Here is a 19105-nt window from a genome sequence, read left to right on the forward strand (position 1 = left end):
CTCTCTATTCGTACAGCCAGCAGGCCACTGTGTGACCGGGGGCTACTTCCTTGAGCGGTGGGACCTTGGTCTTGCAGATCTCCATTGCGTGCGGGCAACGCGGCTCGAACCCGCACCCGGCCGGGACGTCGAACGGATCCGGGACAACCCCCTTGATCGGGGTGAGCCGTTCCTTCTTCGATGCGAGCGAGGGGATCGAGTTCATCAGCCCCTGGGTGTACGGGTGTTTCGGGTTGTGGAACACCTCGCGTACGTCGGAGCCCTCCACGATCTTCCCCAGGTACATGACGACGACATCGTCGGCCATATCGGCGATCACGCCGAGGTCGTGGGTGATGAACTGGATCGCGGTCTTGAACTCCTTGCGCAGGTCGTTCATCAGGTCGAGGACCTGGGCCTGGATCGTCACGTCGAGGGCGGTCGTCGGCTCGTCGGCGATGAGGAGGGATGGGTTACAGGACAGGGCCATGGCGATCATCGCGCGCTGGCGCATCCCACCGGAGAGCTGGTGCGGGTACTCATCGACCCGCTGCTCCGGAACCGGGATCCCCACCGCGCGCAGCATCTCAATCGCCTTCTCCCGCGCCTGTTTCTTGTTCAGGTGCTGGTGAAGGATGATCGCCTCCATGATCTGGTTTCCGATTGTGTACACCGGGTTGAGCGACGTCATCGGCTCCTGGAAGATCATCGCGATCTGATCCCCGCGGATGGAGCGGTACTCCTTCCCCTTCGGGTTGAGCTTGGTGAGATCAGTGACCTTCCCGTCCTGGTGGAACAGGATCTCCCCCTCCTCGATCTTTCCCGGGGGCATCTGCACGAGCCCCATGATGGAGAGGGCGGTCACCGACTTCCCACAGCCGCTCTCCCCCACGACGCCGAGCGTCTTCTCCGGTTCGATCGTGAAGTCAACCCCGTCCACGGCCCGCACGACCCCGTCTTCGGTGTAAAAGTAGGTCTTCAGTCCGTTAACCTCAATCAGCGGCACCGTTATTTCCCCTCCTCGCGTTTAGTCTCGTTAGTGCAGGATCGATAGGATGAACCCCAAGAGCAGGAACACGCCCGCCAACACAGAGGTCAGGGTCCTCTTCGGGTCTTTGGTCTCATCCCGGCCGAACACCGTGCTCGACATCCCCGCACCGAATGCCCCTCCGAGGCCGGAGTGCTCGCTCATCTGCATGAGGATGAGGCCCATCATGGTGAAGGAATCGATGAAAAACAGGATCTCAAGAATCAATCTCAGCATGTCCCGATCGGTCCTTTCTTTCCTCCCAGGAAAAAATAAGGTTAGGTACCGCATTATAACACGAGGCAAACTCCGTGGCAACTTCCATTACCGCCTTGCAAGTACCCTTCTCGGCCTGTATTCTCACCCCGGGAGGAAGCGTGCGCAAATTGATCTTCGTCACCGGGGGGGTTCTCTCCGGGCTGGGAAAAGGGGTTATCACCGCCTCGATCGGGCTTCTGTTCAAGCTGAGTGGGTACAAGGTCAGCCTACAGAAGATCGACCCCTACCTCAATCTGGATGCGGGCACGATGAACCCATACGAGCATGGGGAGGTGTTCGTCACTCGCGATGGAATGGAGACCGACCTCGACATCGGCCGCTACGAGCGGTTCCTCGGGGAGGAGCTGACCGCGGTCAATTACATGACCACCGGTCAGGTGTACTGGAACGTGATCCGCAAGGAGCGGGCTGGGGAGTTCCTCGGGAAGACGGTCCAGGTCATCCCCCACATCACCGACGAGATCAAGGGGCTGATCCTGAGGGCGGTGGAGGGTGCGGAGATCGGGGTGGTCGAGATCGGGGGGACGGTGGGTGACATCGAGAGCCTCCCGTTCCTCGAGGCGCTGCGTCAGCTCCGGGATGACCTGCCGCGCGAGGACACGTTTTTCGTCCACCTCACCCTCCTCCCGCGTCTCTCTTCCACCGATGAGCTAAAGACGAAGCCAACGCAGCACTCGGTGAAGGAGCTGCGGGCGATCGGGATCCAGCCGGACGCGATCGTCGCCCGTGCCGACGGGCCGCTCCCGGACGGGGTACGGCGGAAGATCGCGCGGTTCTGCGACGTCCCGATGGAGAACGTGATCGAGGATCCGGACCTCGACTCGATCTACGCCGCCCCGCTCGTCCTTCACGACCAGGGCTTAGATGACCGTATCTCCTGCCGGCTCGGCCTTCCCGCCGTCCAGCCGGACCTCTCCGCCTGGACGGAGCGCCTTGCGCGGTTGCGGAACCCAACCCGGGAGGTGCAAATCGGGATCGTGGGAAAATACGTAGAGCTCGAGGATTCCTACATCAGCATCCGCGAGGCTCTGATCCACGCCGGGATCGCCAACGACGCCCGGGTGGAGATGCTGTGGATCCCGGCCGAGGCCGTGGCGCGGGATGGTCCGGAGAAGCACCTGGAGGGGATCGACGGTCTCCTCGTCCCGGGCGGGTTCGGCGACCGGGGGATCGAGGGGAAGGTGGAGGCAATAAGCTACGTGAGAAAACGCAAGATCCCGTTCTTCGGGATCTGTCTCGGTCTCCAGTGTGCGGTGATCGAGTTCGCCCGCGACCGCCTCGGCCTTCCGCAGGCGAACAGCTCGGAGTTCGATCCCCACACCCCGGACCCGGTCATCGACCTTCTCCCTGATCAGGCCGATGTGCGGGACAAGGGAGGGACGATGCGCCTCGGGGAGTACGAGACCGTCCTGAAAAATGGGACGAGGGCCTATGACTGCTATCGGGCCGATCGGATCCGGGAACGCCATCGCCACCGCTACGAGTTCAACCCTGCCTATCGAGAGGCATTCGAGGCGGCAGGGATGGTCGTCTCCGGGACCTCACCCGACGGAAGGCTGGTCGAGATCATCGAGCTTCCGGATCATCCGTGGTACGTCGGGGTGCAGTTCCATCCCGAGTTCACCTCCCGTTTTCTCTTTCCCCATCCGCTCTTCTCCGGCTTTGTCGAGGCATGTCTAAGGCGAAGGGATTCGTCCTCGTCTTCCTGATCCTGGGCCTTGCGGCGGGGGGATACTTCCTCCTTAGAACCCGCCCCGGCCCACCGCCCGCCGAGGACGCCATGACCGGCGTGGTCCTCTTCGGGTACGATCCCGACGGGAACCCGAGCTGGCGGGTGGAGGCGAAGGAGGGGAAGATGGAGCGGGATAAGGGTGAGCTCAAAGACGTGACCCTGACCCTCTACGAGGCCGGGGATCCCCGGCTCACCGTATCGGCCCCGGGCCTCTCCTTCGCCGGAGATCGGGCGAGGTTCACCGGCGGGGTGACGGTGCTCCTGGACGGGGAAGACCGGTTGATCACCGATGAGATCGCCTGGACCAGGGATACCGGGGCCCTGTCCGGGGGTAAGGTGGAGATCGTCTCCTCCGCCGGGCGGATCGCGGCCGAAGGGTTCTCCTACGATCCGAAGGCCGGGAGGCTCTCCCTGGACGGCGGGGTGCGAGCCGAGCTGAGCGATCCCGAGAAGATAAGCGCCGTCGGAGACGTTGCGGAATACGATTCCGGGCGGATGACCATCTCCGGGGATGTGCAGATCACCACTCCCGGAGAGACCTACCGGTGCAAGGCCGCGCGGTACGATTCCAGGACGGTCCTCCTCTCCGGAGGGGTGAAGGGAAAGATCGAGAACGGGACGCTCGCGGCGGATGAGGTCCGGGTGGACGACGAGGGGGTCACCGCCTCCGGCGGGGTGCACCTGTCGCTGAAGCTCGGTTTCTTCGGGAGGATTGGGAATGGCGCTTGAGGCGAAGGGATTGTGCAAGAGCTTCTCCGGGAGGAAAGTCGTCGATTCCCTCTCCCTCTCCGTCGCGCCGGGGCAGGTGATCGGACTCCTCGGGCCGAACGGGGCGGGGAAGACGACGAGCTTTCACATGATCATCGGGTTTCTCGCCGCCGATGCCGGTGACGTGTTCCTGGACGGGCGTGCGATCTCCCGGCTCCCGTTCTACCGGCGGGCGCGGCTCGGGATCGGGTATCTTCCCCAGGAGCCGTCGGTGTTCACCCGGGCGAGCGTTCAGGAGAACCTCGATCTGGTCCTGGAGGTCACTGCCACGCGCGGGCGGGAACGCGTCCGGGAGGAGCTGCTCGCCGAGTTCGACCTCGCTCCGCTCCGCCGCCAGCGGGCAGGGAGCCTCTCCTCGGGAGAACGGCGCCGGCTCGAGATCGCGCGGGTCCTCGCCCTGTCCCCGCGGTACATACTCCTCGACGAGCCGTTTTCCGGGATCGACCCGATCTCGGTCGCTGACCTGAAACAGGAGATCGGCAAGCTGCGCGATCGGGGGATCGGACTGGTGATCACCGACCACAACGTGCGGGATGCCCTGTCGATCACCGACTACACCTATCTCATCTATTCGGGTAAGGTGATCACCGCGGGAACGCCGGATGAGATCGTCACCGATCCGCTGGCGCGGAGGTTCTATCTCGGGGAGGGGTTTCAGGCGTAGTTCGCTCGTACAACCGCCGCGCAAGGATGAACGCCCCGAACCCGATGATGAGGACCGCGCTTATCACGTGCGCCGCCCGAATCGGCCCGAGCCACAGGCTGTCCCCGCGGGTGAAGCTGACGATCCCCCGGGCGATCGAGTACAGGATGAAGTACATCGCAGTCAAAAACCCGTCCTTGTACCCCTTCTTTCTGATCCGCCACAGGTAGGCGAAGATCATGAGGTTCAGGATCATCTCGTAGATCATCGACGGGTGGGTCGCCTGGCCGGGGTAGGCCATCCCGGCCGGGGAGTCGGGCGGAAAGTGGATTCCCCACGGGAGGGTGGTCGGGGTTCCGTAGGCATCCCCGTTCATCAGGTTTCCGATCCTCCCGATCGCCTGGCCGAGGATCATGGCCGGGGCGAGGGAATCGGTCAGCGCCCAGAAGTTGATCCGCTTAATCCGGCAGAAGGCGTAGACCGTCGCCGCCCCGGCGATCACCCCGCCGTGGATTGCAAGCCCGCCTTGCCAGATCTTCACGATGTCCCCGAGGTGGCGGGAGTAGTACCCCCACTGGAACGCGACGTAGTAGATCCGCGCCCCGATGATCGCGATCGGGATCGTCCACAGGAGGAGATCGATGAGATCGTCGATCGAAACCGGACGGCGGCTCTCGCCTTCCCCCACGGTGAGCCGCTTGCGTCGCACCTCCCGGGCCGTGAGGTAAAACCCGAGGCTGATCGCGATCACGTACATCAGCCCGTAGTAGCGAATCGTGAGCGGTCCGAGCTTGATCAGGATCGGATGCATGATCTCCCCCTCGTCTGCTATCATGCGTAGTATATGATCGCGAAACCCAAAATGGAAGCCCTACTCGCCTGCGTTGCCGGGATCGGCCTCGCCCTCTCCATGCCCGGCTTTCCGTTCGGGCCCGTGGTTTTCGTCGCCCTTGTCCCGTTGTTCTTCGGGCTCGGAGGGAGGCGGAGCTTCTGGCGGGGATACCTGGCCGGGGCTGTCTTCTTCGGGCTCGACCTGCGCTGGGGCCTCACCCTCACCCGATTCAGTCCCCTCGCCGTTCCAGGGATGATCCTCCTTGTCGCCTACCTCGCGCTCTACTTCGGCCTGTTCAGTTGGGGAACGGAATTCGTCCGCCGTCGGCTCGGGGAGTCCTGGGCGTTCCTCGCGTTCGGACCGCTCCTGTTCACCGGGCTCGAGATCCTGCGCGCGCACGGCCCGCTCGGATCGTGCTTCTCCGATCTCTATCTCGGACTGTACCGGTTCCCGTCCCTTATCCAGGGGGCGAGCATCGTCGGACCATGGGGGATCACCGCCGCGATCGTGTTCGTGAACGGGGCGGTCTACCTCGGAATGAAACGGAGAAATGCGGTCTATCTCGCCGCTGCAGCGGGGATGATCGGATTGATGGCCGCCGGGCTCCTCCTCCCCACCCCCACCGGGACTCCGATCAAGGCGGCGGTCGTGGCCTCGACCGTCCCTCAGGAGGAGAAGCTCGAGGCCCGCAACCTCCTTCTGCTCGCTTCGAAGTACGGCTCCCTTGGGCAGGAAGCGGCTGCGCTTCACCCGAATATCATCGTCTACCCTGAGTCGATCCTCCCCGGGTACATCCTGCAGGATGAGGCCCTGCTCGAACGGTTCTCTTCGCTGGCGAAACAGGGAGGATGCTCGGTCCTGTTGGGAACGGGGGATCTGCGGGCCGGGAGGATCTACAACAGCGTTGCCTTGATCTCCCCGGACGGGGAGGTCTCAGGGGTGTACGACATGGTTCACCCGGTCCCGTTCGGGGAGTACATCCCTGGTCGGCGGTTCCTCGAGCGGATCGGGCTCGGGCGGCTCGCTGCCTCCTTCCTCCCGGTTGATCTCACCCCAGGGGAGGGGTTCATCCCGCTCGGAAAAATCGGGACCCCGATCTGCTTCGAATCGACGTTTCCCGCCCCGGCACGAGGGTTCGTGCGGAACGGGGCCGACCTCCTCGTCACCGTGACGAACGATGCCTGGTTCTCCGGGAGCTCCGAGCTGCTGGATCACTTCGCGTTTGCGGTCTTCCGCGCGGTGGAGAACCGCCGCTGGGTGATCCAGGCGGCGAACGGCGGGATCTCCGGGGCGATCGACCCGCGCGGGCGGATCGTGGAGCACACCCGGGATGAACTGGTGTTCGCGGTTAACGCGGAGCGAGAAAGCGGCCGCTCCCCCTACACCGTGGCGGGGGAACGGCCGCTCTATGCCTGCTTCGGTCTAGTCCTCTTTGTCTCCGGGCTCCTCCGCGTTCACAAATGGAAGCGCGGGAGATGACCCTGCGGGGCGAAGGAGGCGCCCCGCAGGGGCCTGCTTACCTGCGTGACGCGGGCGACAGGTTGTCCCCGGTCGTCGTCAGCTTGGTCACCGATCCGTCGGCGAACGACACGAAGTACAGGTTGAACGAGTTTGTCCCGTCCTTCCGCACGAACGCCATCCCGGAGCCGTCCTCGAGCCAGTACGGGCAGAACTCATCATCACTCGAGGTGATCGTGCCGGCGGTCACCGGGCTGGCGAGCAGTCCGTTGACGTAGTCCTCCAGCGTCTCGGCGTTCGTCCCATCGGAGTCCATCACGTAGATGTCGATGTTCCCACTCTGATCAGTCGAGAACGCGATCTTGCTCCCGTCCGGGGACCAGGCTGGCTTGGAGACCCCGGCGTTCGGCGGCAGGTTGAGTGCAGTCCCCAGGGTCGCCGGATACCCGGCCGAGGAGACATCGCCGTCGCGCCCGGTCGAGTCGTAGAGCTCGGTTGCAGTGGCGGTCGCGCTATCCCACTTCCAGATCGAGCTTCCACCGCTTGCGTTCTTATCGGAGACGAAGACGATGTCGTTATCGATCGGCGAGTAGGCCGGGGCGATCGCCCACGACGGGCTCTGGGTCGTCAGCTTGGCCTGTCCCGTCCCGTCGGCGTTCATCGTCCAGATCTCCCACGTGGTCGCCGATGGGGTCTGCGCGGCGTTCGATGCATACGCGATCTTCGCTCCGGTGTACGACCAGCTCGGCTCGATCTGCTGCGATGCGGTTTGAGTGGTGAGCTTCGTGTTGCTCAGCCCCGCCACCGTCATCTTCCAGATGTTCCAGGTCGTCCCGTCCTCAGCGGCGTACGCGATCTTGTCCCGCGTCCCGCGGAGGAGATCGGGGAACAGCTCGTCGTCAGCCGTGTTGAGGACCACGGCCTGGTCGCTTCCGTCCGCCTTCATCCGGTAGATATCGTAGTCCCCGTCGCGGTTGCTGGCGAAGTTGATCATCGCCGGACCGATCATGACCGCATCTGTAGCCATCCCGATCCGCCCGTCGTTGTCCGTCACCGTCAGGGTGACGGTGTACGTCCCGGCCGCGGTGTATTCGTGGGTGATCGCGGTCGCGGTCGTCACGTCCGTCCCGGTGGCGTGGGGGGAACCGTCCCCGAAATCGAGCTCGTAGCTTGTGATCGTCCCGTCCGGATCGTTGGATTGTGAGATGTCGAACGTGATCGTCACCGGCACCTCGTGGTCATCCGTCGGTTGGATGACGAGGAGGGCGATCGGGGCCTGGCCGAAGAACCCGCGGCAGGCGGAGATCCCGGCGAGTACCGCGATCACCATGACCGCGATGAGCAGGTATTTCCCTCTCTTCTTGCTTCCCGTTGCAGGCATTTAAAACCTCCTTCGCATAAGCGCGCTTTTCAGCATGATCACCTGGCGGTGAGAGTCTACTCCGATTGACGGACTTTCTCCCAGGGACCGGGGGACGGAAGGAGTGGAGGGTTCGTCACAGCCGGAGGTGACGGATGTCGGGGCGAAACTTAGACGGGCATTTGGTGTATATTGGGAGCAAGGAGGAAAATGACGGCGTGTACCACAATACAAGCGAGGTGGATCTATTGCGCGCAGCGTTGGCTGGAGATGTGGATGCATGGGGGGAGATCGTCCTCCGGTACAAGGACGCGGTCTTCGGGCTGTGCCTTGGGTTCGTGCGAAACCGGGCCGATGCCGAGGACTTGACTCATGACACGTTCATCCGCGCCTACGAGAACCTGCGGCGCTACCGGTTGGACAAGAAGTTCTCCACCTGGCTGTTCACCATCGCGTCCAACCTGAGCCGCAACCGCCTCCGGCACCGGCGCTACCACCCGGTCGTCTCCCCTCCGGATCAGATGGTGGGCGGGACCGACCCGGCCGCGATCGTGGCGCGGGAGGCACGGCAGGCGCGGGTGAAGGCGGCCCTTGATTCCCTTCCTCCGGGATATCGGGAGCCGATCGTACTTAGGTATTACAACGAACTTTCGTACAAGGAGATAGCTGATGTCCTCTCCATTCCGGAGGGGACGGTTAAGACGCGGATCCACCGCGCCAAGGTGATGCTGAAGGAGCGGATGGAGCGCAGCGGGGTGATGAAAAATGAAGCCAGAGGATGACTTGGATAGGCTGTTGCGGGATACCCTGAACCAGGAGGTCGTGCAGCACGCATACCTGCTCGAGGGGTTGGAGGATCGGATACGGAGCGAACTCGCCGGCCGTCTGCCTCGGGCCGGCCTCGGGGACCTGTTCCGGCGCCTCCTTGCCCCGACGCGGGGAGCGCGGATCGCCCAACTTGCGGTGGTCGGTGCGACGGCCGTGGTATTCCTCGTCCTCGGGGTGTTCCTCGCCGAGAAGGTACTCCCGACCGGGGGAGGGAGCTTACGCCACGCCGCGGTCGCCGCTGCAGGAACAACCGATGAAGATGTGTTGTTCGTGATGCCGGCCCCGGACGCCAAGAGCGTCGCCGTGGTGGGGAACTTCAACAATTGGTCCCCCACTCCGCTCTCCGATCCGGACGGGGACGGGATCTGGACGGCACGGATCCACCTCTCCCCAGGGAGGTACGAATACGCGTTCGTGGTCGATGGCCACTGGTGGGGACAGGACCCGCTCGCCGACGACTACGTGCGTAGCTTCGGCCAATACAACTCCGTGCGCTACGTGGGCCGGGCCGGGGAGGGAGCATGACCCGTGCGATCGCGCTCGTACTCGGGATTGCGCTCTTGGCATCCGTGGCCGCGGTTGCAGCCACCGCGCCGGACGCCGTGTATCGCGCCCTCTCCGGGATACCCCTCGTTCATCATGATGAGATCGTAAAGGCGTTTGAGATCGGATTTTCCCTCGGGAGGCTCTCTCCGGACCGGATGCTCCCGCTGGTGAACCGGCTCGCGGCCGGAGCCGGGAACCCACAGGAGAAAGAGGGGATCCTCCTCGTGATCGCGCAGGCGTTGGAGGACGATCTCCCGGTCGACCTGCTCGTGGACAAGGCGGAGGAGGGGCTCGCCCGTCGGGTTCCGCTTGCGGTGATCCTGGACGGGTCAGTGGGGCAGTCGCGGATCTTGGGGCTCATCCAGCGCAAGGAGATCTTGGAGGCGGTGCGGGATCTCCTCTACTCCAAGGGGATATTCTCCGCCTCGGGGAAGGGAAAGGCGGTCGCCACCTATCTCCCGATTGGGAGATTCGACCGAATTGTGACCGAGGTTGCTGATGTGTTGTGCGATTACATCGAATCGGGCGGGAGCCCGTTCGACGGACACGTGATTTACGGGGATGTTCAGGCCCGGCTTGAGACTCTATCCCAACTGTGCGAGCCGCCGTTCCTACCTGAGGATGCGGCGCTCGTGTTGGCGAGGATCTCGGCCGGCGATTTGACGAGCGTCATTCTAAAGGTACTAAAATGACAAAAAGGAGGAAACAATGAATAAACGAAGTTTAACGGTACTGGTTCTCCTCGGGCTGATCAGCCTGTTCGGGCTGGTCGCGTTCGGGGACAGCAACGCCCCGGTCGCCCCGAAGGGGATAATCCCCACCCCGCCGGAGAGCGACGCTCTCCAGGTGCAGATCTGGGTCGACAAGGGGGCGTACGCGGTCGGAGAACCGATCACGATTCACTACCGGGTGAACAAGCAAGCGTACGTGTACATCTGGGACATCGAACCGGACGGGACGGCGCATCCCCTGTTCCCCAACACCCGCCCGGGCGGTGATCAGAACTACGTCGGACCGGGGGAGCACGTCGTTCCCGGCGATTGGAAGGTCGCTCCGCCATTGGGGACGGAGTATCTTCAGATCCTCGCCACCACCACCCCGATCGATCTGTTCTCGCTCCGCCGTTGGGGACGGAGTATCTTCAGATCCTCGCCACCACCACCCCGATCGATCTGTTCTCGTTCATGACAAGCGATCCCGATCAATTTCGGCAGCAGGTACAGGCGCACGTCCTCGGGATTGTGCCGGTGGAGGAGCGGAGCTGGAACTTCACCAGCTTCGAGATCGTCTCCGGCACCCCGCCTGCATACGGGACTCTCGTCATCAACTCGACTCCGAGCTTCGCGTTGGTTTATCTCGATGGCGTATACGTTGGGTACACTCCGCGCACGGTGCACGTCCGGCAGGGCTACCACCAGCTCCTGGTGCGCAAGGCCGGGTACAACGATTGGGCGAAGGGGGTGTTCGTGATCGCCGGGTTCACCCGCACGATCAACGTGAACCTCACCCCGAGCGCCCCGGCGAACCAGCCCCCGACGGCGGCGTTCACCTTCTCCCCCGCAAACCCGATGGTCGGACAGCAGGTCCTGTTCAACGGGTCCAGCTCTTCCGATGCTGACGGAAGCGTTGTCTCCTATCGCTGGGACTTCGGGGACGGGACGACGAGCGGACCGTCCGGAGCGAGCTCCGTCTACCACGCGTTCGCGGCCGCGGGGACATACACCGTCACCCTCACCGTCACCGACGACGGCGGATTGACCGACTCTACGTCGCAGACGGTCCAGGTCGGGGCCCCGAACCAGCCGCCGGTCGCCGCGTTCAGCTTCTCCCCGGCGCACCCGATGGCAGGTGACTGGGTGCAGTTCGACGGTTCAGCATCGTTTGACCCCGACGGAACGATCACCGCCTACTCCTGGAACTTCGGCGATGGTTCGACCGCGAGCGGGGTCAGTCGCTACCATCAGTTCACGGCACCGGGGACGTACACCGTCACCCTCACCGTCACCGACAACGGCGGGTTGACCAACTCCACCACGCAGACGGTGCAGGTCGGTAGTCCAAACCAGCCGCCGGTCGCCGCGTTCAGCTTCTCCCCGACGCATCCGGGGGTCGGCCAGTGGGTGCAGTTCGATGGATCGGCGTCGTTCGATCCTGACGGCTCTATCACCGCCTACTCCTGGAACTTCGGCGACGGTTCGACCGCGAGCGGGGTCAGTCGCTACCACCAGTTCACGGCGCCGGGGACGTACACCGTCACCCTCACCGTCACCGACGACGGTGGGTTGACCAACTCCATCACGCAGACGGTGCAGGTCACCGCCCCGAACCAGGCCCCGACGGCGGCGTTCAACTACTCCCCGACCAACCCCGGAGTGGGGGCGTGGGTGCGATTCGATGCATCCAGTTCCGCCGATCCGGATGGGTCGATAACGGCCTATTCCTGGAACTTCGGCGACGGGAACACCTCGACCACCGGTCCGGTCGTCTACCACCAGTTCACGGCGCCGGGGACGTACACCGTCACCCTGACCGTGACCGATGACGGTGGACTGACGAACTCCGTCTCCCACACCGTGCAGGTCGGGCCGACGAACCAGCCGCCGGTCGCTGCGTTCAACTATAGCCCGCCTGCCCCGAATGTGGGTGAGGCGATCACCCTGAATGCCGCGGCATCCTACGACCCGGACGGATCGATCACCGCCTATCGCTGGGACCTCGACGGCGACGGGGTCGACGATACGACAGGGCAGATCATCTCCGTCCGCTACTACAACCCCGGGGTGCACCAGGTGCGGCTCACCGTGATCGACAATCAGGGGCTGTCCGCCTCCACCACCCAGGGAATCATGGTCGGTGCCGGTGGCGGGGTCCCGGGACCCGGACCGGCGATGGACGGAACCCCTGGGATCTTCGTATGGGGTACCGACACCTGGCACGTGACGGTTAACGCCGGGACCGGCTGGACCAGCCCGCACGCTTACCGACTCGAGCTCCGCACCGACGGATCGTTCACCAACGTCAACCGCTCAGAGAGCGGCGGGGTCGCCCCAATGGGGGTCATCCCGTCCCCGTCCGACAGCGGCAAGACCCTCGTCTTCGACGGGAGCCTGCAGCAGGGGCGCGTCGACTACACGTTCAAGGTCTCCGGATCGAAGAGCATCTACATGAGCCTGAAGCTGGACGTGGACGGCAACGGTACCCTGGATGAATCACCCGGGTTCATCCACCTGCGGGACCTGATGGTTAACCCGCCGACCGCTCCGTTCGTCGTCGGACTCCCCCAGGGGAGTTCCGGGCCGCTCGTCCCGAGCGTGAACTTCCGGATCGGGCGGGCGCTTCAGTACACGAGCACGGTCCGGTTCGTCATCTACATAACCGACATCGAGACCCTGGAAGGGATCTAACCGGAATCGTCAGGGCGGGGCCGTATACGCGGCCCCGCTTTTTATTTGCCCCTCCGGTCGGGCCGGGTGTAAGATAGCCTCACCATGACCGGAAGGATCCTCGCCCTCGACTGGAAGCTCCCCCATCCCCGGGTGGTGGCCGGGGAGTTCTTCACCGCCGATTCCATCTCCGCGTTCACCGCCGCGTTCATCGACCCTGATGAGATACCGACCCGGTGGACCTACGCGGTCCCGCCGGAGCGGGACGGGGTGAGACGCACCTATCTCGATCAGGACCGCGGATTCGGGCGCGTCCTCTCCCGCGCCTTCGCCCGGCGGCGGGCGGAGGCGGCTGACCTCCTGTACAAGGGAGGTGGAATCCTTGTCTGTCGCCTCCGCCCGCGTGGCGACCCGCTCGAGCTCGTCACCCCGGACGGACCGCTCGAGCGGCTCGATCGCTACAGCTTCCTCCCCTCCCTCTCCCTCGTCGACCGCCAGCACCAGCTCTCGTTCCCGGCGAACGCCCGGTTCGTCCCCCGCCGCGGGAGCGACGTGATCGTAACCGGGGTCGACGACCCGTTCGCCGATTACCTGCGCGAGTTCTCCGGAAGGATCTCCTACCGCGCTGTCTACCAGGACATCCTCGAGACCCCGCTGGAGCGGTTCGCGACCGTTCTCGCCCACAACCGGGTCGGGGACGTGGTCGGGCTCTCCCTCCCGTTCGACGAGGGAAGGCTCGTCCTCCTCCCGCCCCTGGATGGGGTCCCGCCGGAGCGCGAGGCCGCGGCCCTGGTGGAGGCGGTCGACCAGATGAGCATCCGCCCCCCGTTCGTTCCGGTCCCAGACTGGCTCTCCGGCTATTCCCTCCCAGGGGAGGACGCCCTCGCCGACGAGCTGCGGAGCCTGATCGAGCGGCGGGACAAGCTGGCGGCGAAGGTGGAGGAGGTGCGGACCCGCCTCGAGGAAGCGAGCAGGTACAAGCGCCTTCTGTACACAAAAGGACGGTTCTCGTTCCTTCCCGCAGTCCGGGACGCGTTTCGCGCCCTCGGGTTCGAGGCCGAGGAGGCCGGGGACGAGCTTGTGGTGCGCAGTCCCGAGGGGGACGCGATCGTCGCCGCCGCGGCCGCGGACTCCGGCCCGGTCGGTCTCCCCTCCTACCGCCGACTCCTCGCCCGGGTCGACCAGGCCCGCACCGACGGGACCGGCCCGCACAAGGGGATCCTCGTAGTGAGCGGTGGAATCGGGCTCGATCCCAAGCGGCGGAAGACCGAGTTCACCCCCGAGGTCCTGCGCGGCTGCAAGTCACAGGGGTTCTGTTTGATCACCGCCTACTCCCTGTACAAGCTCGTCCGCGCCGCGCTTGCGGCACGGGATGAGGAGGGGAACGCGACGGTCAGAAAGCGGATCCTCGAGTGCGAGGGGGAGTTCCGCGAGTGAGTCCGGTCGCAGCCGCAGTCCTGTTCGTGATCCTCGTGCCCGTGAGCGGTGCCGGCTCCGCCCTGTTCGCCGGGTGGATGCGGCGGGCCCGCCTCGGCCAGGCGATCCGAGACTACGGACCGCGGTTGCACGAGCAGAAGGCGGGTACCCCGACGATGGGAGGGGCGGTCGTCCTCGCCCTGTGGGGGATCGCGGTCGGGGCAATACCCGAGCTTCGGACCGGTCCCGGGGCATTCGTGCTCGGGGCCGGGCTCCTCGCCGGGGCGGTCGGGGGAATCGACGACCTGATCGCCCTGCGGCGGGGACGATCGCTCGGGCTCAGGCCCTATCAGAAGATCGTCCTCCTCAGCCTGGCGGCCGGGGCCCTGTTCCTGGCGTTCCCCGAGATCGGAAGGATCCCGTTTGCCATCCCGTTCTCCCGCGCGGAGGTGATCCTCCCGAGCTGGGCCGCGTTCCTCGTCTACTGGCTCGTCTTCCTCTCCGCGACGAACGGGATGAACCTGACCGACGGCCTCGACGGCCTCGCCGCCGGGACGACGGTGGTGATCATTTCCGGGTTCCTCCTCATCGCCCCCGGCGCGGCGGCCCTCTTCCCCCTCGTTCCGATCCTCATCGGCTTCCTGTGGGTCAACTCTCACCCAGCGCGCCTGTTTCTCGGGGACGTGGGCGCGTTCGGGCTCGGGGGGGCGGTCGCCGGGGCGGCGATCGTCACCGGGACTTCGTTCCTCCTCCCGCTCCTCGCCGGGCTGGTGGTCCTCGAGGCCGGGTCGGTCATCCTGCAGGTGGCATCGTTCAAGCTCTTCGGCAGGAGGGTGTTCAAGATCAGCCCGCTGCACCACCACTTCGAGCATGCGGAGGGGATCGATTACGAGTTCTTGCTCCCGGATGCGGAGTGGCCGGAGGAGAAGATCGTGATCAGGCTCTGGATCGTCGCCGGGCTGTTCGCCGCCCTCGGGGTGATCGCGGCCCTGACTGGTGCCGGAGGTGGGACTTGAACCCACACGAGGTGTAATCCTCACAGGATCCTGAATCCTGCGCGTCTGCCAATTCCGCCACTCCGGCTCGACACGGGAAAGTTTAATTTCCCGCGGGAATCCTGTCAACTAGTCGATATAACCCAGGTCGCGCAGGCGCCGCTCCACCTCTGCCTCCTCTTCCGCGGAGTACGGGGCGAGGTAGCCTGCCTCGGTCAGGGCCGTCCGCAGGAGCGCCTCGACGTACTCGGAGACGGATCCGGCCGAAAGCTCGGAGAGGTGGTCCTCGATCGCCTGGACGAGATCCTCGGAGATCTCGAGCGTGCGTTTGTCGGTCATTCCTCCTCCTTCAGCCCGAAATGCTCGAGGATCATCCCCTTGATCTCAAGCAGGGACCGACCCGTTTTTGTATCCCCGGGGCGGGAGATCAGGATCCCGTACGGAGCGTGGTTGGCATCGTCCGGGCCGGTGTCGTTCTCGTGGAAGTGGATCCTGTTCCAGCCGATCGTCCCGATCGACCGCCAGCGCAGATCCCCGAAGTAAACGAAGAGATCGGGCGGGATCCCGTTCACCTCGGAATAGAGCTCCTCCGGGCGCAGGACGCGCGTCCCGATCGGCTTTTCGTCTTCATCCGGGATCGCGGCGATCGCGGCCGCAAGCTCGGCCCGCACCCGGTCGTAATCCCCCGGCGGGACGATCCCTTCCGGTTCCCTCCCCGCGACGTTCAGGAACACCCGGCCGTAGTACCCTCCCTCGCCCCACGCCACCGTGCGCGACCAGTCGACGAGCCCGGCCTCGATCAGCTCCCCCATTCGGGTCGGCTTGTCCGGGTAATCCCGCAACGTTAAGTACCCCTCCTGGATCAACCACTCGTTGATCCCGATCCCGCCCTCCATCCGTTGCGCCCCATGGTCGGAGACAATGAGGACCCGGGTGTCGGCCGGCATGGCGTCGAGGAGCCGTGCGATCTCGGAGTCGATCAGGCGGTAGTAGGCGGGGATCGCGTCGTGGAACGGGCTTGTTGGATCGTATTTCCGGTGAGCCTTGTCGTAGTGCGACCACAGGCCGTGATGAATCCGGTCGGTCCCGATCTCGACCATCCCGAAGAAGTCCCAGTCGTGGTGCGTGACGAGGTGGCGGGCGAGCGCGAACCGCCTCTCCGTCATCCGGCGCAGCTCCTCGATCAGCCACGGCTTGTCGTCGGTGCGGAACCCGCGCACGTCGAGGATGTACTCCCCGACGGCACGGGAGATCTCGTCCCGCAGCGCCGCGGGGTAGGTATACCCGGAATCGGTCCCCGGGGCGAGAAACCCGGATACCAAAAGCCCGCGCACCGGCTTGGGAGGGTAGGTCCCGGGGATCCCGAGGAGGATCGACCTGAGCCCGTGCCGTCCGAGGACGTCCCAGACGGTCTCGGCGCGAAACGCGGCCGATGTGGCAATCCGAAGGCCGGTGTAGGAGTAATCAGCGCGGTTCCTGAACCCGTACACCCCGAACTTTCCCGGGTCGACCCCGGTCATCATGCTCATCCATGCCGGGATCGTGATCGGCGGGTCGACCGAGCGCAAGCGCCCGAAGCTTCCTTCCTCCACCAGGGCGGAGAGCGTGGGCAGCTGGGGGAGGAGGTCACGCAATAGGTCCGGGTCGGCGCAGTCGAGCCCGATCAGCGCAAGCCTACTCATTCCATCCCCGTTTCAGGATCTCGGCCACCTCCGGCCGGGTGAACTCCGCCGGAAGGTCCTTCCCCGCTTGCAGCAGTTCCCTTACCTTCGTCCCGGAGAGGAAGACGTGATCCTCGTTTCCGTGCGGGCATGTCTTGGAGGTCGCCATCTGGCCACATTTTTTGCAGTAGAACGCATGCTCGAACTTAAGCGGCGTGATCCCTAGTTCGGTCGGATCGAAGCGATCGAAGACCTCCTGCGCGGCGTAGGTCCCGTAGTAGTTCCCCACCCCGGCGTGATCGCGGCCGATGATGATGTGGGTGCACCCGTAGTTGCGCCTGCAGATCGCGTGGAAGACCGCCTCGCGCGGACCGGCGTAGCGCATCGGTGCGGGGAACGTCCCGAGGAACACTCGGTCTTCAGGGAAGTAGTTTTCGATTATCGCTTTGTAGCACTCCATCCGCACCCGGGCCGGGACGTCCCCGGGCTTCGTCTCCCCGACGAGCGGGTTGATGAACAGGCCGTCGGCCATCTCCAGGGCGCACTTCTGCAGGTATTCATGCGCGCGGTGGATCGGGTTTCTCGTCTGGAAGGCGACGATCGTCTTCCATCCCTTCTCCGCGAATACGCGCCGCGTCTCCGCCGGGTCGAAGCGGTGGGTGGGAAATTCCGTCGGGACCCGCTGCAAGAGCTCGATCTCACCCCCGATGAGGGTCGTTGGCTCGGAATAGAGCCGCGCCACCCCGGGGTGGTTCGGGTCATCCGTCCCGTAGACGAGGGCCGCCTCCCGGGCGGGATCGCGGTGGTAGACAGCGCTCACGCGCATGGTCCCGTACACCGTTCCGTCCTGGCTTGCAAGCGCAACCCGATCACCGGAGGGGGGAGTGTCAACCGGGAGGACGATCGGGATCGGCCAGATCGTCCCGTCGGGGAGGCGCCAATTCTCGAGGACGGATTCGTACGCCTCGTTGTCCATGAACCCGGAGAGCGGGCTGTACAGGCCGGAGGCGATGTTGTCGAGCTCGGAGAGATGGAATCGGGATAACGTGAGCACGGGGAGCCCCTCAACCCGGGGGCGGTCGGAGTCGGCCAGGATGCGATTCACGAGGGTGCCGCCGTGAGGAGGAATCATTTCGCCTCCCGCGCCGGGACGCGGGCCGGGATCAGGCCGCGGTCCTCGAGGTAGCTCAGGATCTTCCCGAGCGATTCTTCGACCGTCTCCTTGTCCGTGTGTACGACAATCTCCGCGTCCTCCGGCGGTTCGTACGGGTCGTCGATCCCGGTGAACCCGGTGATCTCCCCGGCAAGGGCTTTCTTGTACAACCCCTTCGGGTCGCGGGAGATCAGGGTCTCAAGCGGGCATTCCACATACACCTCGATGAAGTTGTGGCAGCGCCTCCGCGCCTCGGCCCGCGCTTCCCGGTACGGGGAGATGAACGCACATGTCGTCGCCACCCCGTTCTTGCTCAACAGCTCAGCGACGAACGTGACGCGACGAATGTTCTCGTCCCGGTCCTCCTTGGAGAAGCCGAGGTCGCGCGTCAGGTCCTGGCGGACCACATCCCCGTCCAACCGCTGTACGAACCGAATCCCCCGCTCCCGCAGGGCCCGCTCCAGTGCCATGGCAAGGGTCGTCTTCCCCGACCCTGATAGCCCGGTGAACCAAACCACAAACCCTTCTCGCATTCCCATCCTTTCGTGTTACAGGTAGCCCAGGTTACGGAGCCGGGTGCGCACGAGCTCGATCTCCTCTGGAGTGAGGCCCGTGGGCCGTTCCCCCTTGGCGGCGACAAGGTCGCGCAGCACGTACACCACGAACTCGTTCACCGAGCGGAACCCGGTTCCTTCGATCACCTGCTGCAGCTGCTCATACAGCGGCCGCGGGATCTTAAGCGTCACTCGTTCGGCCATCGTACTCTATTTATAGCCCAATCGTATTACAGAAGCAACCGCACGTGTTTAAAAAGCGCATCACATCGGCGGGAATTGGTCGCGAGGAGGGTCCTGGTTCGAATCGAGGAGTCCCACGAGCACACCGTTTTCGGTTAGGTAGGCACGGAGGAGCGCGGAGAAGAGTCTCCCGTGATGAGGAATCTTCAGGTGCAGAAGCTCGTGCACGATCACCTCAGCGCGGACCCCCGCCGGTTGACGGAGAAGTCCTGTGTCGAAGGTCAGCCTTCCCCGGGAGGAGCAGCTTG

Annotated in this window: 21 protein-coding genes and 1 tRNA gene; 11 read left to right on the top strand and 11 right to left on the bottom strand. The window is 64.7% G+C overall.

What is annotated here, in order from left to right; all coding sequences use genetic code 11:
• Positions 1-4 precede the first annotated feature (4 nt).
• Together J7J55_05360 and secG are read right to left on the bottom strand one after the other, a co-directional pair.
• Positions 5-991: an ABC transporter ATP-binding protein gene (locus J7J55_05360; GenBank protein MCD6142127.1), complete on the bottom strand. Its 987-nt coding sequence runs from the start codon at positions 989-991 to the stop codon at positions 5-7.
• 24 nt (positions 992-1015) lie between these two features.
• Positions 1016-1243 carry a preprotein translocase subunit SecG gene (gene secG / locus J7J55_05365; GenBank protein ID MCD6142128.1) on the bottom strand — a complete coding sequence of 76 codons (228 nt, stop codon included), beginning with the start codon at positions 1241-1243 and terminating at the stop codon, positions 1016-1018.
• Positions 1244-1383: 140 nt separating this feature from the next.
• Between secG and J7J55_05370 the strand changes: the two genes are divergently transcribed.
• Genes J7J55_05370 through lptB form a run of 3 tightly spaced genes read left to right on the top strand, consistent with a single transcriptional unit; the run spans position 1384 to position 4449 of the window.
• Positions 1384-2994, top strand: coding sequence for a CTP synthase (locus tag J7J55_05370; GenBank protein ID MCD6142129.1), 1611 nt, complete (start codon positions 1384-1386; stop codon positions 2992-2994).
• Positions 2958-3746 carry an LPS export ABC transporter periplasmic protein LptC gene (gene lptC, locus J7J55_05375; protein ID MCD6142130.1) on the top strand — a complete coding sequence of 263 codons (789 nt, stop codon included), beginning with the start codon at positions 2958-2960 and terminating at the stop codon, positions 3744-3746. The genes J7J55_05370 and lptC overlap by 37 nt, the downstream gene beginning before the upstream one ends.
• Positions 3736-4449: an LPS export ABC transporter ATP-binding protein gene (gene lptB, locus J7J55_05380; GenBank protein MCD6142131.1), complete on the top strand. Its 714-nt coding sequence runs from the start codon at positions 3736-3738 to the stop codon at positions 4447-4449. Before lptC ends, lptB begins: the two co-directional genes overlap by 11 nt.
• Here the strand turns inward: lptB and lgt are convergent.
• Positions 4397-5239 (bottom strand): prolipoprotein diacylglyceryl transferase, encoded by an 843-nt coding sequence (gene lgt / locus J7J55_05385; GenBank protein MCD6142132.1) that lies wholly within the window; start codon positions 5237-5239, stop codon positions 4397-4399. The genes lptB and lgt overlap by 53 nt on opposite strands.
• A gap of 51 nt (positions 5240-5290) precedes the next feature.
• Between lgt and lnt the strand changes: the two genes are divergently transcribed.
• The gene (gene lnt, locus J7J55_05390; GenBank protein MCD6142133.1) at positions 5291-6739 is read left to right on the top strand and encodes an apolipoprotein N-acyltransferase; all 1449 of its coding nucleotides are present in this window, start codon (positions 5291-5293) and stop codon (positions 6737-6739) included.
• Positions 6740-6776: 37 nt separating this feature from the next.
• Here lnt and J7J55_05395 read toward each other — a convergent pair whose 3' ends face one another.
• Entirely contained in the window at positions 6777-8099 is a 1323-nt protein-coding gene (locus J7J55_05395) for a PD40 domain-containing protein (GenBank protein MCD6142134.1), read from the bottom strand.
• Between the two features lie 227 nt (positions 8100-8326).
• Between J7J55_05395 and J7J55_05400 the strand changes: the two genes are divergently transcribed.
• The 7 genes from J7J55_05400 (at position 8327) to J7J55_05430 (ending at position 15267) form a co-directional block, all read left to right on the top strand.
• Positions 8327-8860 carry a sigma-70 family RNA polymerase sigma factor gene (locus J7J55_05400; protein MCD6142135.1) on the top strand — a complete coding sequence of 178 codons (534 nt, stop codon included), beginning with the start codon at positions 8327-8329 and terminating at the stop codon, positions 8858-8860.
• Positions 8844-9431, top strand: coding sequence for an isoamylase early set domain-containing protein (locus J7J55_05405; protein ID MCD6142136.1), 588 nt, complete (start codon positions 8844-8846; stop codon positions 9429-9431). The genes J7J55_05400 and J7J55_05405 overlap by 17 nt, the downstream gene beginning before the upstream one ends.
• Positions 9428-10144: a hypothetical protein gene (locus J7J55_05410; GenBank protein MCD6142137.1), complete on the top strand. Its 717-nt coding sequence runs from the start codon at positions 9428-9430 to the stop codon at positions 10142-10144. Before J7J55_05405 ends, J7J55_05410 begins: the two co-directional genes overlap by 4 nt.
• Before the next feature lie 16 nt (positions 10145-10160).
• Positions 10161-10640: a DUF4384 domain-containing protein gene (locus J7J55_05415; GenBank protein MCD6142138.1), complete on the top strand. Its 480-nt coding sequence runs from the start codon at positions 10161-10163 to the stop codon at positions 10638-10640.
• Positions 10577-12856, top strand: a complete 2280-nt coding sequence (locus J7J55_05420; protein ID MCD6142139.1) for a PKD domain-containing protein — start codon at positions 10577-10579, stop codon at positions 12854-12856. The genes J7J55_05415 and J7J55_05420 overlap by 64 nt, the downstream gene beginning before the upstream one ends.
• A gap of 84 nt (positions 12857-12940) precedes the next feature.
• Complete coding sequence (locus J7J55_05425) at positions 12941-14272, top strand: hypothetical protein (protein ID MCD6142140.1); 1332 nt, start codon at positions 12941-12943, stop codon at positions 14270-14272.
• Positions 14269-15267 (top strand): phospho-N-acetylmuramoyl-pentapeptide-transferase, encoded by a 999-nt coding sequence (locus J7J55_05430; protein ID MCD6142141.1) that lies wholly within the window; start codon positions 14269-14271, stop codon positions 15265-15267. The genes J7J55_05425 and J7J55_05430 overlap by 4 nt, the downstream gene beginning before the upstream one ends.
• Here J7J55_05430 and J7J55_05435 read toward each other — a convergent pair.
• The 7 genes from J7J55_05435 to J7J55_05465 all read right to left on the bottom strand — a co-directional run.
• Positions 15246-15334, bottom strand: a tRNA-Leu gene (locus J7J55_05435). The genes J7J55_05430 and J7J55_05435 overlap by 22 nt on opposite strands.
• A gap of 41 nt (positions 15335-15375) precedes the next feature.
• Positions 15376-15585 carry a hypothetical protein gene (locus J7J55_05440; GenBank protein MCD6142142.1) on the bottom strand — a complete coding sequence of 70 codons (210 nt, stop codon included), beginning with the start codon at positions 15583-15585 and terminating at the stop codon, positions 15376-15378.
• Entirely contained in the window at positions 15582-16928 is a 1347-nt protein-coding gene (locus J7J55_05445) for an alkaline phosphatase family protein (GenBank protein MCD6142143.1), read from the bottom strand. The genes J7J55_05440 and J7J55_05445 overlap by 4 nt, the downstream gene beginning before the upstream one ends.
• Positions 16921-18039 (bottom strand): sulfate adenylyltransferase, encoded by a 1119-nt coding sequence (gene sat / locus J7J55_05450; GenBank protein ID MCD6142144.1) that lies wholly within the window; start codon positions 18037-18039, stop codon positions 16921-16923. The genes J7J55_05445 and sat overlap by 8 nt, the downstream gene beginning before the upstream one ends.
• Positions 18036-18599 (bottom strand): adenylyl-sulfate kinase, encoded by a 564-nt coding sequence (cysC, locus tag J7J55_05455; GenBank protein MCD6142145.1) that lies wholly within the window; start codon positions 18597-18599, stop codon positions 18036-18038. Before cysC ends, sat begins: the two co-directional genes overlap by 4 nt.
• A 9-nt stretch (positions 18600-18608) precedes the next feature.
• Positions 18609-18818 carry a hypothetical protein gene (locus tag J7J55_05460; GenBank protein MCD6142146.1) on the bottom strand — a complete coding sequence of 70 codons (210 nt, stop codon included), beginning with the start codon at positions 18816-18818 and terminating at the stop codon, positions 18609-18611.
• A 60-nt stretch (positions 18819-18878) separates the two neighbouring features.
• The coding region (locus tag J7J55_05465; protein MCD6142147.1) for a M48 family metallopeptidase at positions 18879-19105 on the bottom strand (227 nt) is incomplete at its 5' end.

This window comes from Candidatus Bipolaricaulota bacterium (assembly GCA_021159055.1).
Taxonomy (GTDB): Bacteria; Bipolaricaulota; Bipolaricaulia; order UBA7950; family UBA9294; genus S016-54.

Excerpts from the sequence above, each read along its gene's own strand:
- secG (MCD6142128.1), bottom strand. The coding sequence starts at position 1,243 with ATGCTGAGATTGATTCTTGAGATCCTGTTTTTCATCGATTCCTTCACC.
- lptC (MCD6142130.1), top strand. The coding sequence starts at position 2,958 with ATGTCTAAGGCGAAGGGATTCGTCCTCGTCTTCCTGATCCTGGGCCTT.
- lptB (MCD6142131.1), top strand. The coding sequence starts at position 3,736 with ATGGCGCTTGAGGCGAAGGGATTGTGCAAGAGCTTCTCCGGGAGGAAA.
- lgt (MCD6142132.1), bottom strand. The coding sequence starts at position 5,239 with ATGCATCCGATCCTGATCAAGCTCGGACCGCTCACGATTCGCTACTAC.
- lnt (MCD6142133.1), top strand. The coding sequence starts at position 5,291 with ATGGAAGCCCTACTCGCCTGCGTTGCCGGGATCGGCCTCGCCCTCTCC.
- J7J55_05395 (MCD6142134.1), bottom strand. The coding sequence starts at position 8,099 with ATGCCTGCAACGGGAAGCAAGAAGAGAGGGAAATACCTGCTCATCGCG.
- J7J55_05405 (MCD6142136.1), top strand. The coding sequence starts at position 8,844 with ATGAAGCCAGAGGATGACTTGGATAGGCTGTTGCGGGATACCCTGAAC.
- J7J55_05410 (MCD6142137.1), top strand. The coding sequence starts at position 9,428 with ATGACCCGTGCGATCGCGCTCGTACTCGGGATTGCGCTCTTGGCATCC.
- J7J55_05415 (MCD6142138.1), top strand. The coding sequence starts at position 10,161 with ATGAATAAACGAAGTTTAACGGTACTGGTTCTCCTCGGGCTGATCAGC.
- J7J55_05425 (MCD6142140.1), top strand. The coding sequence starts at position 12,941 with ATGACCGGAAGGATCCTCGCCCTCGACTGGAAGCTCCCCCATCCCCGG.
- J7J55_05440 (MCD6142142.1), bottom strand. The coding sequence starts at position 15,585 with ATGACCGACAAACGCACGCTCGAGATCTCCGAGGATCTCGTCCAGGCG.
- J7J55_05445 (MCD6142143.1), bottom strand. The coding sequence starts at position 16,928 with ATGAGTAGGCTTGCGCTGATCGGGCTCGACTGCGCCGACCCGGACCTA.
- sat (MCD6142144.1), bottom strand. The coding sequence starts at position 18,039 with ATGATTCCTCCTCACGGCGGCACCCTCGTGAATCGCATCCTGGCCGAC.
- cysC (MCD6142145.1), bottom strand. The coding sequence starts at position 18,599 with ATGGGAATGCGAGAAGGGTTTGTGGTTTGGTTCACCGGGCTATCAGGG.
- J7J55_05460 (MCD6142146.1), bottom strand. The coding sequence starts at position 18,818 with ATGGCCGAACGAGTGACGCTTAAGATCCCGCGGCCGCTGTATGAGCAG.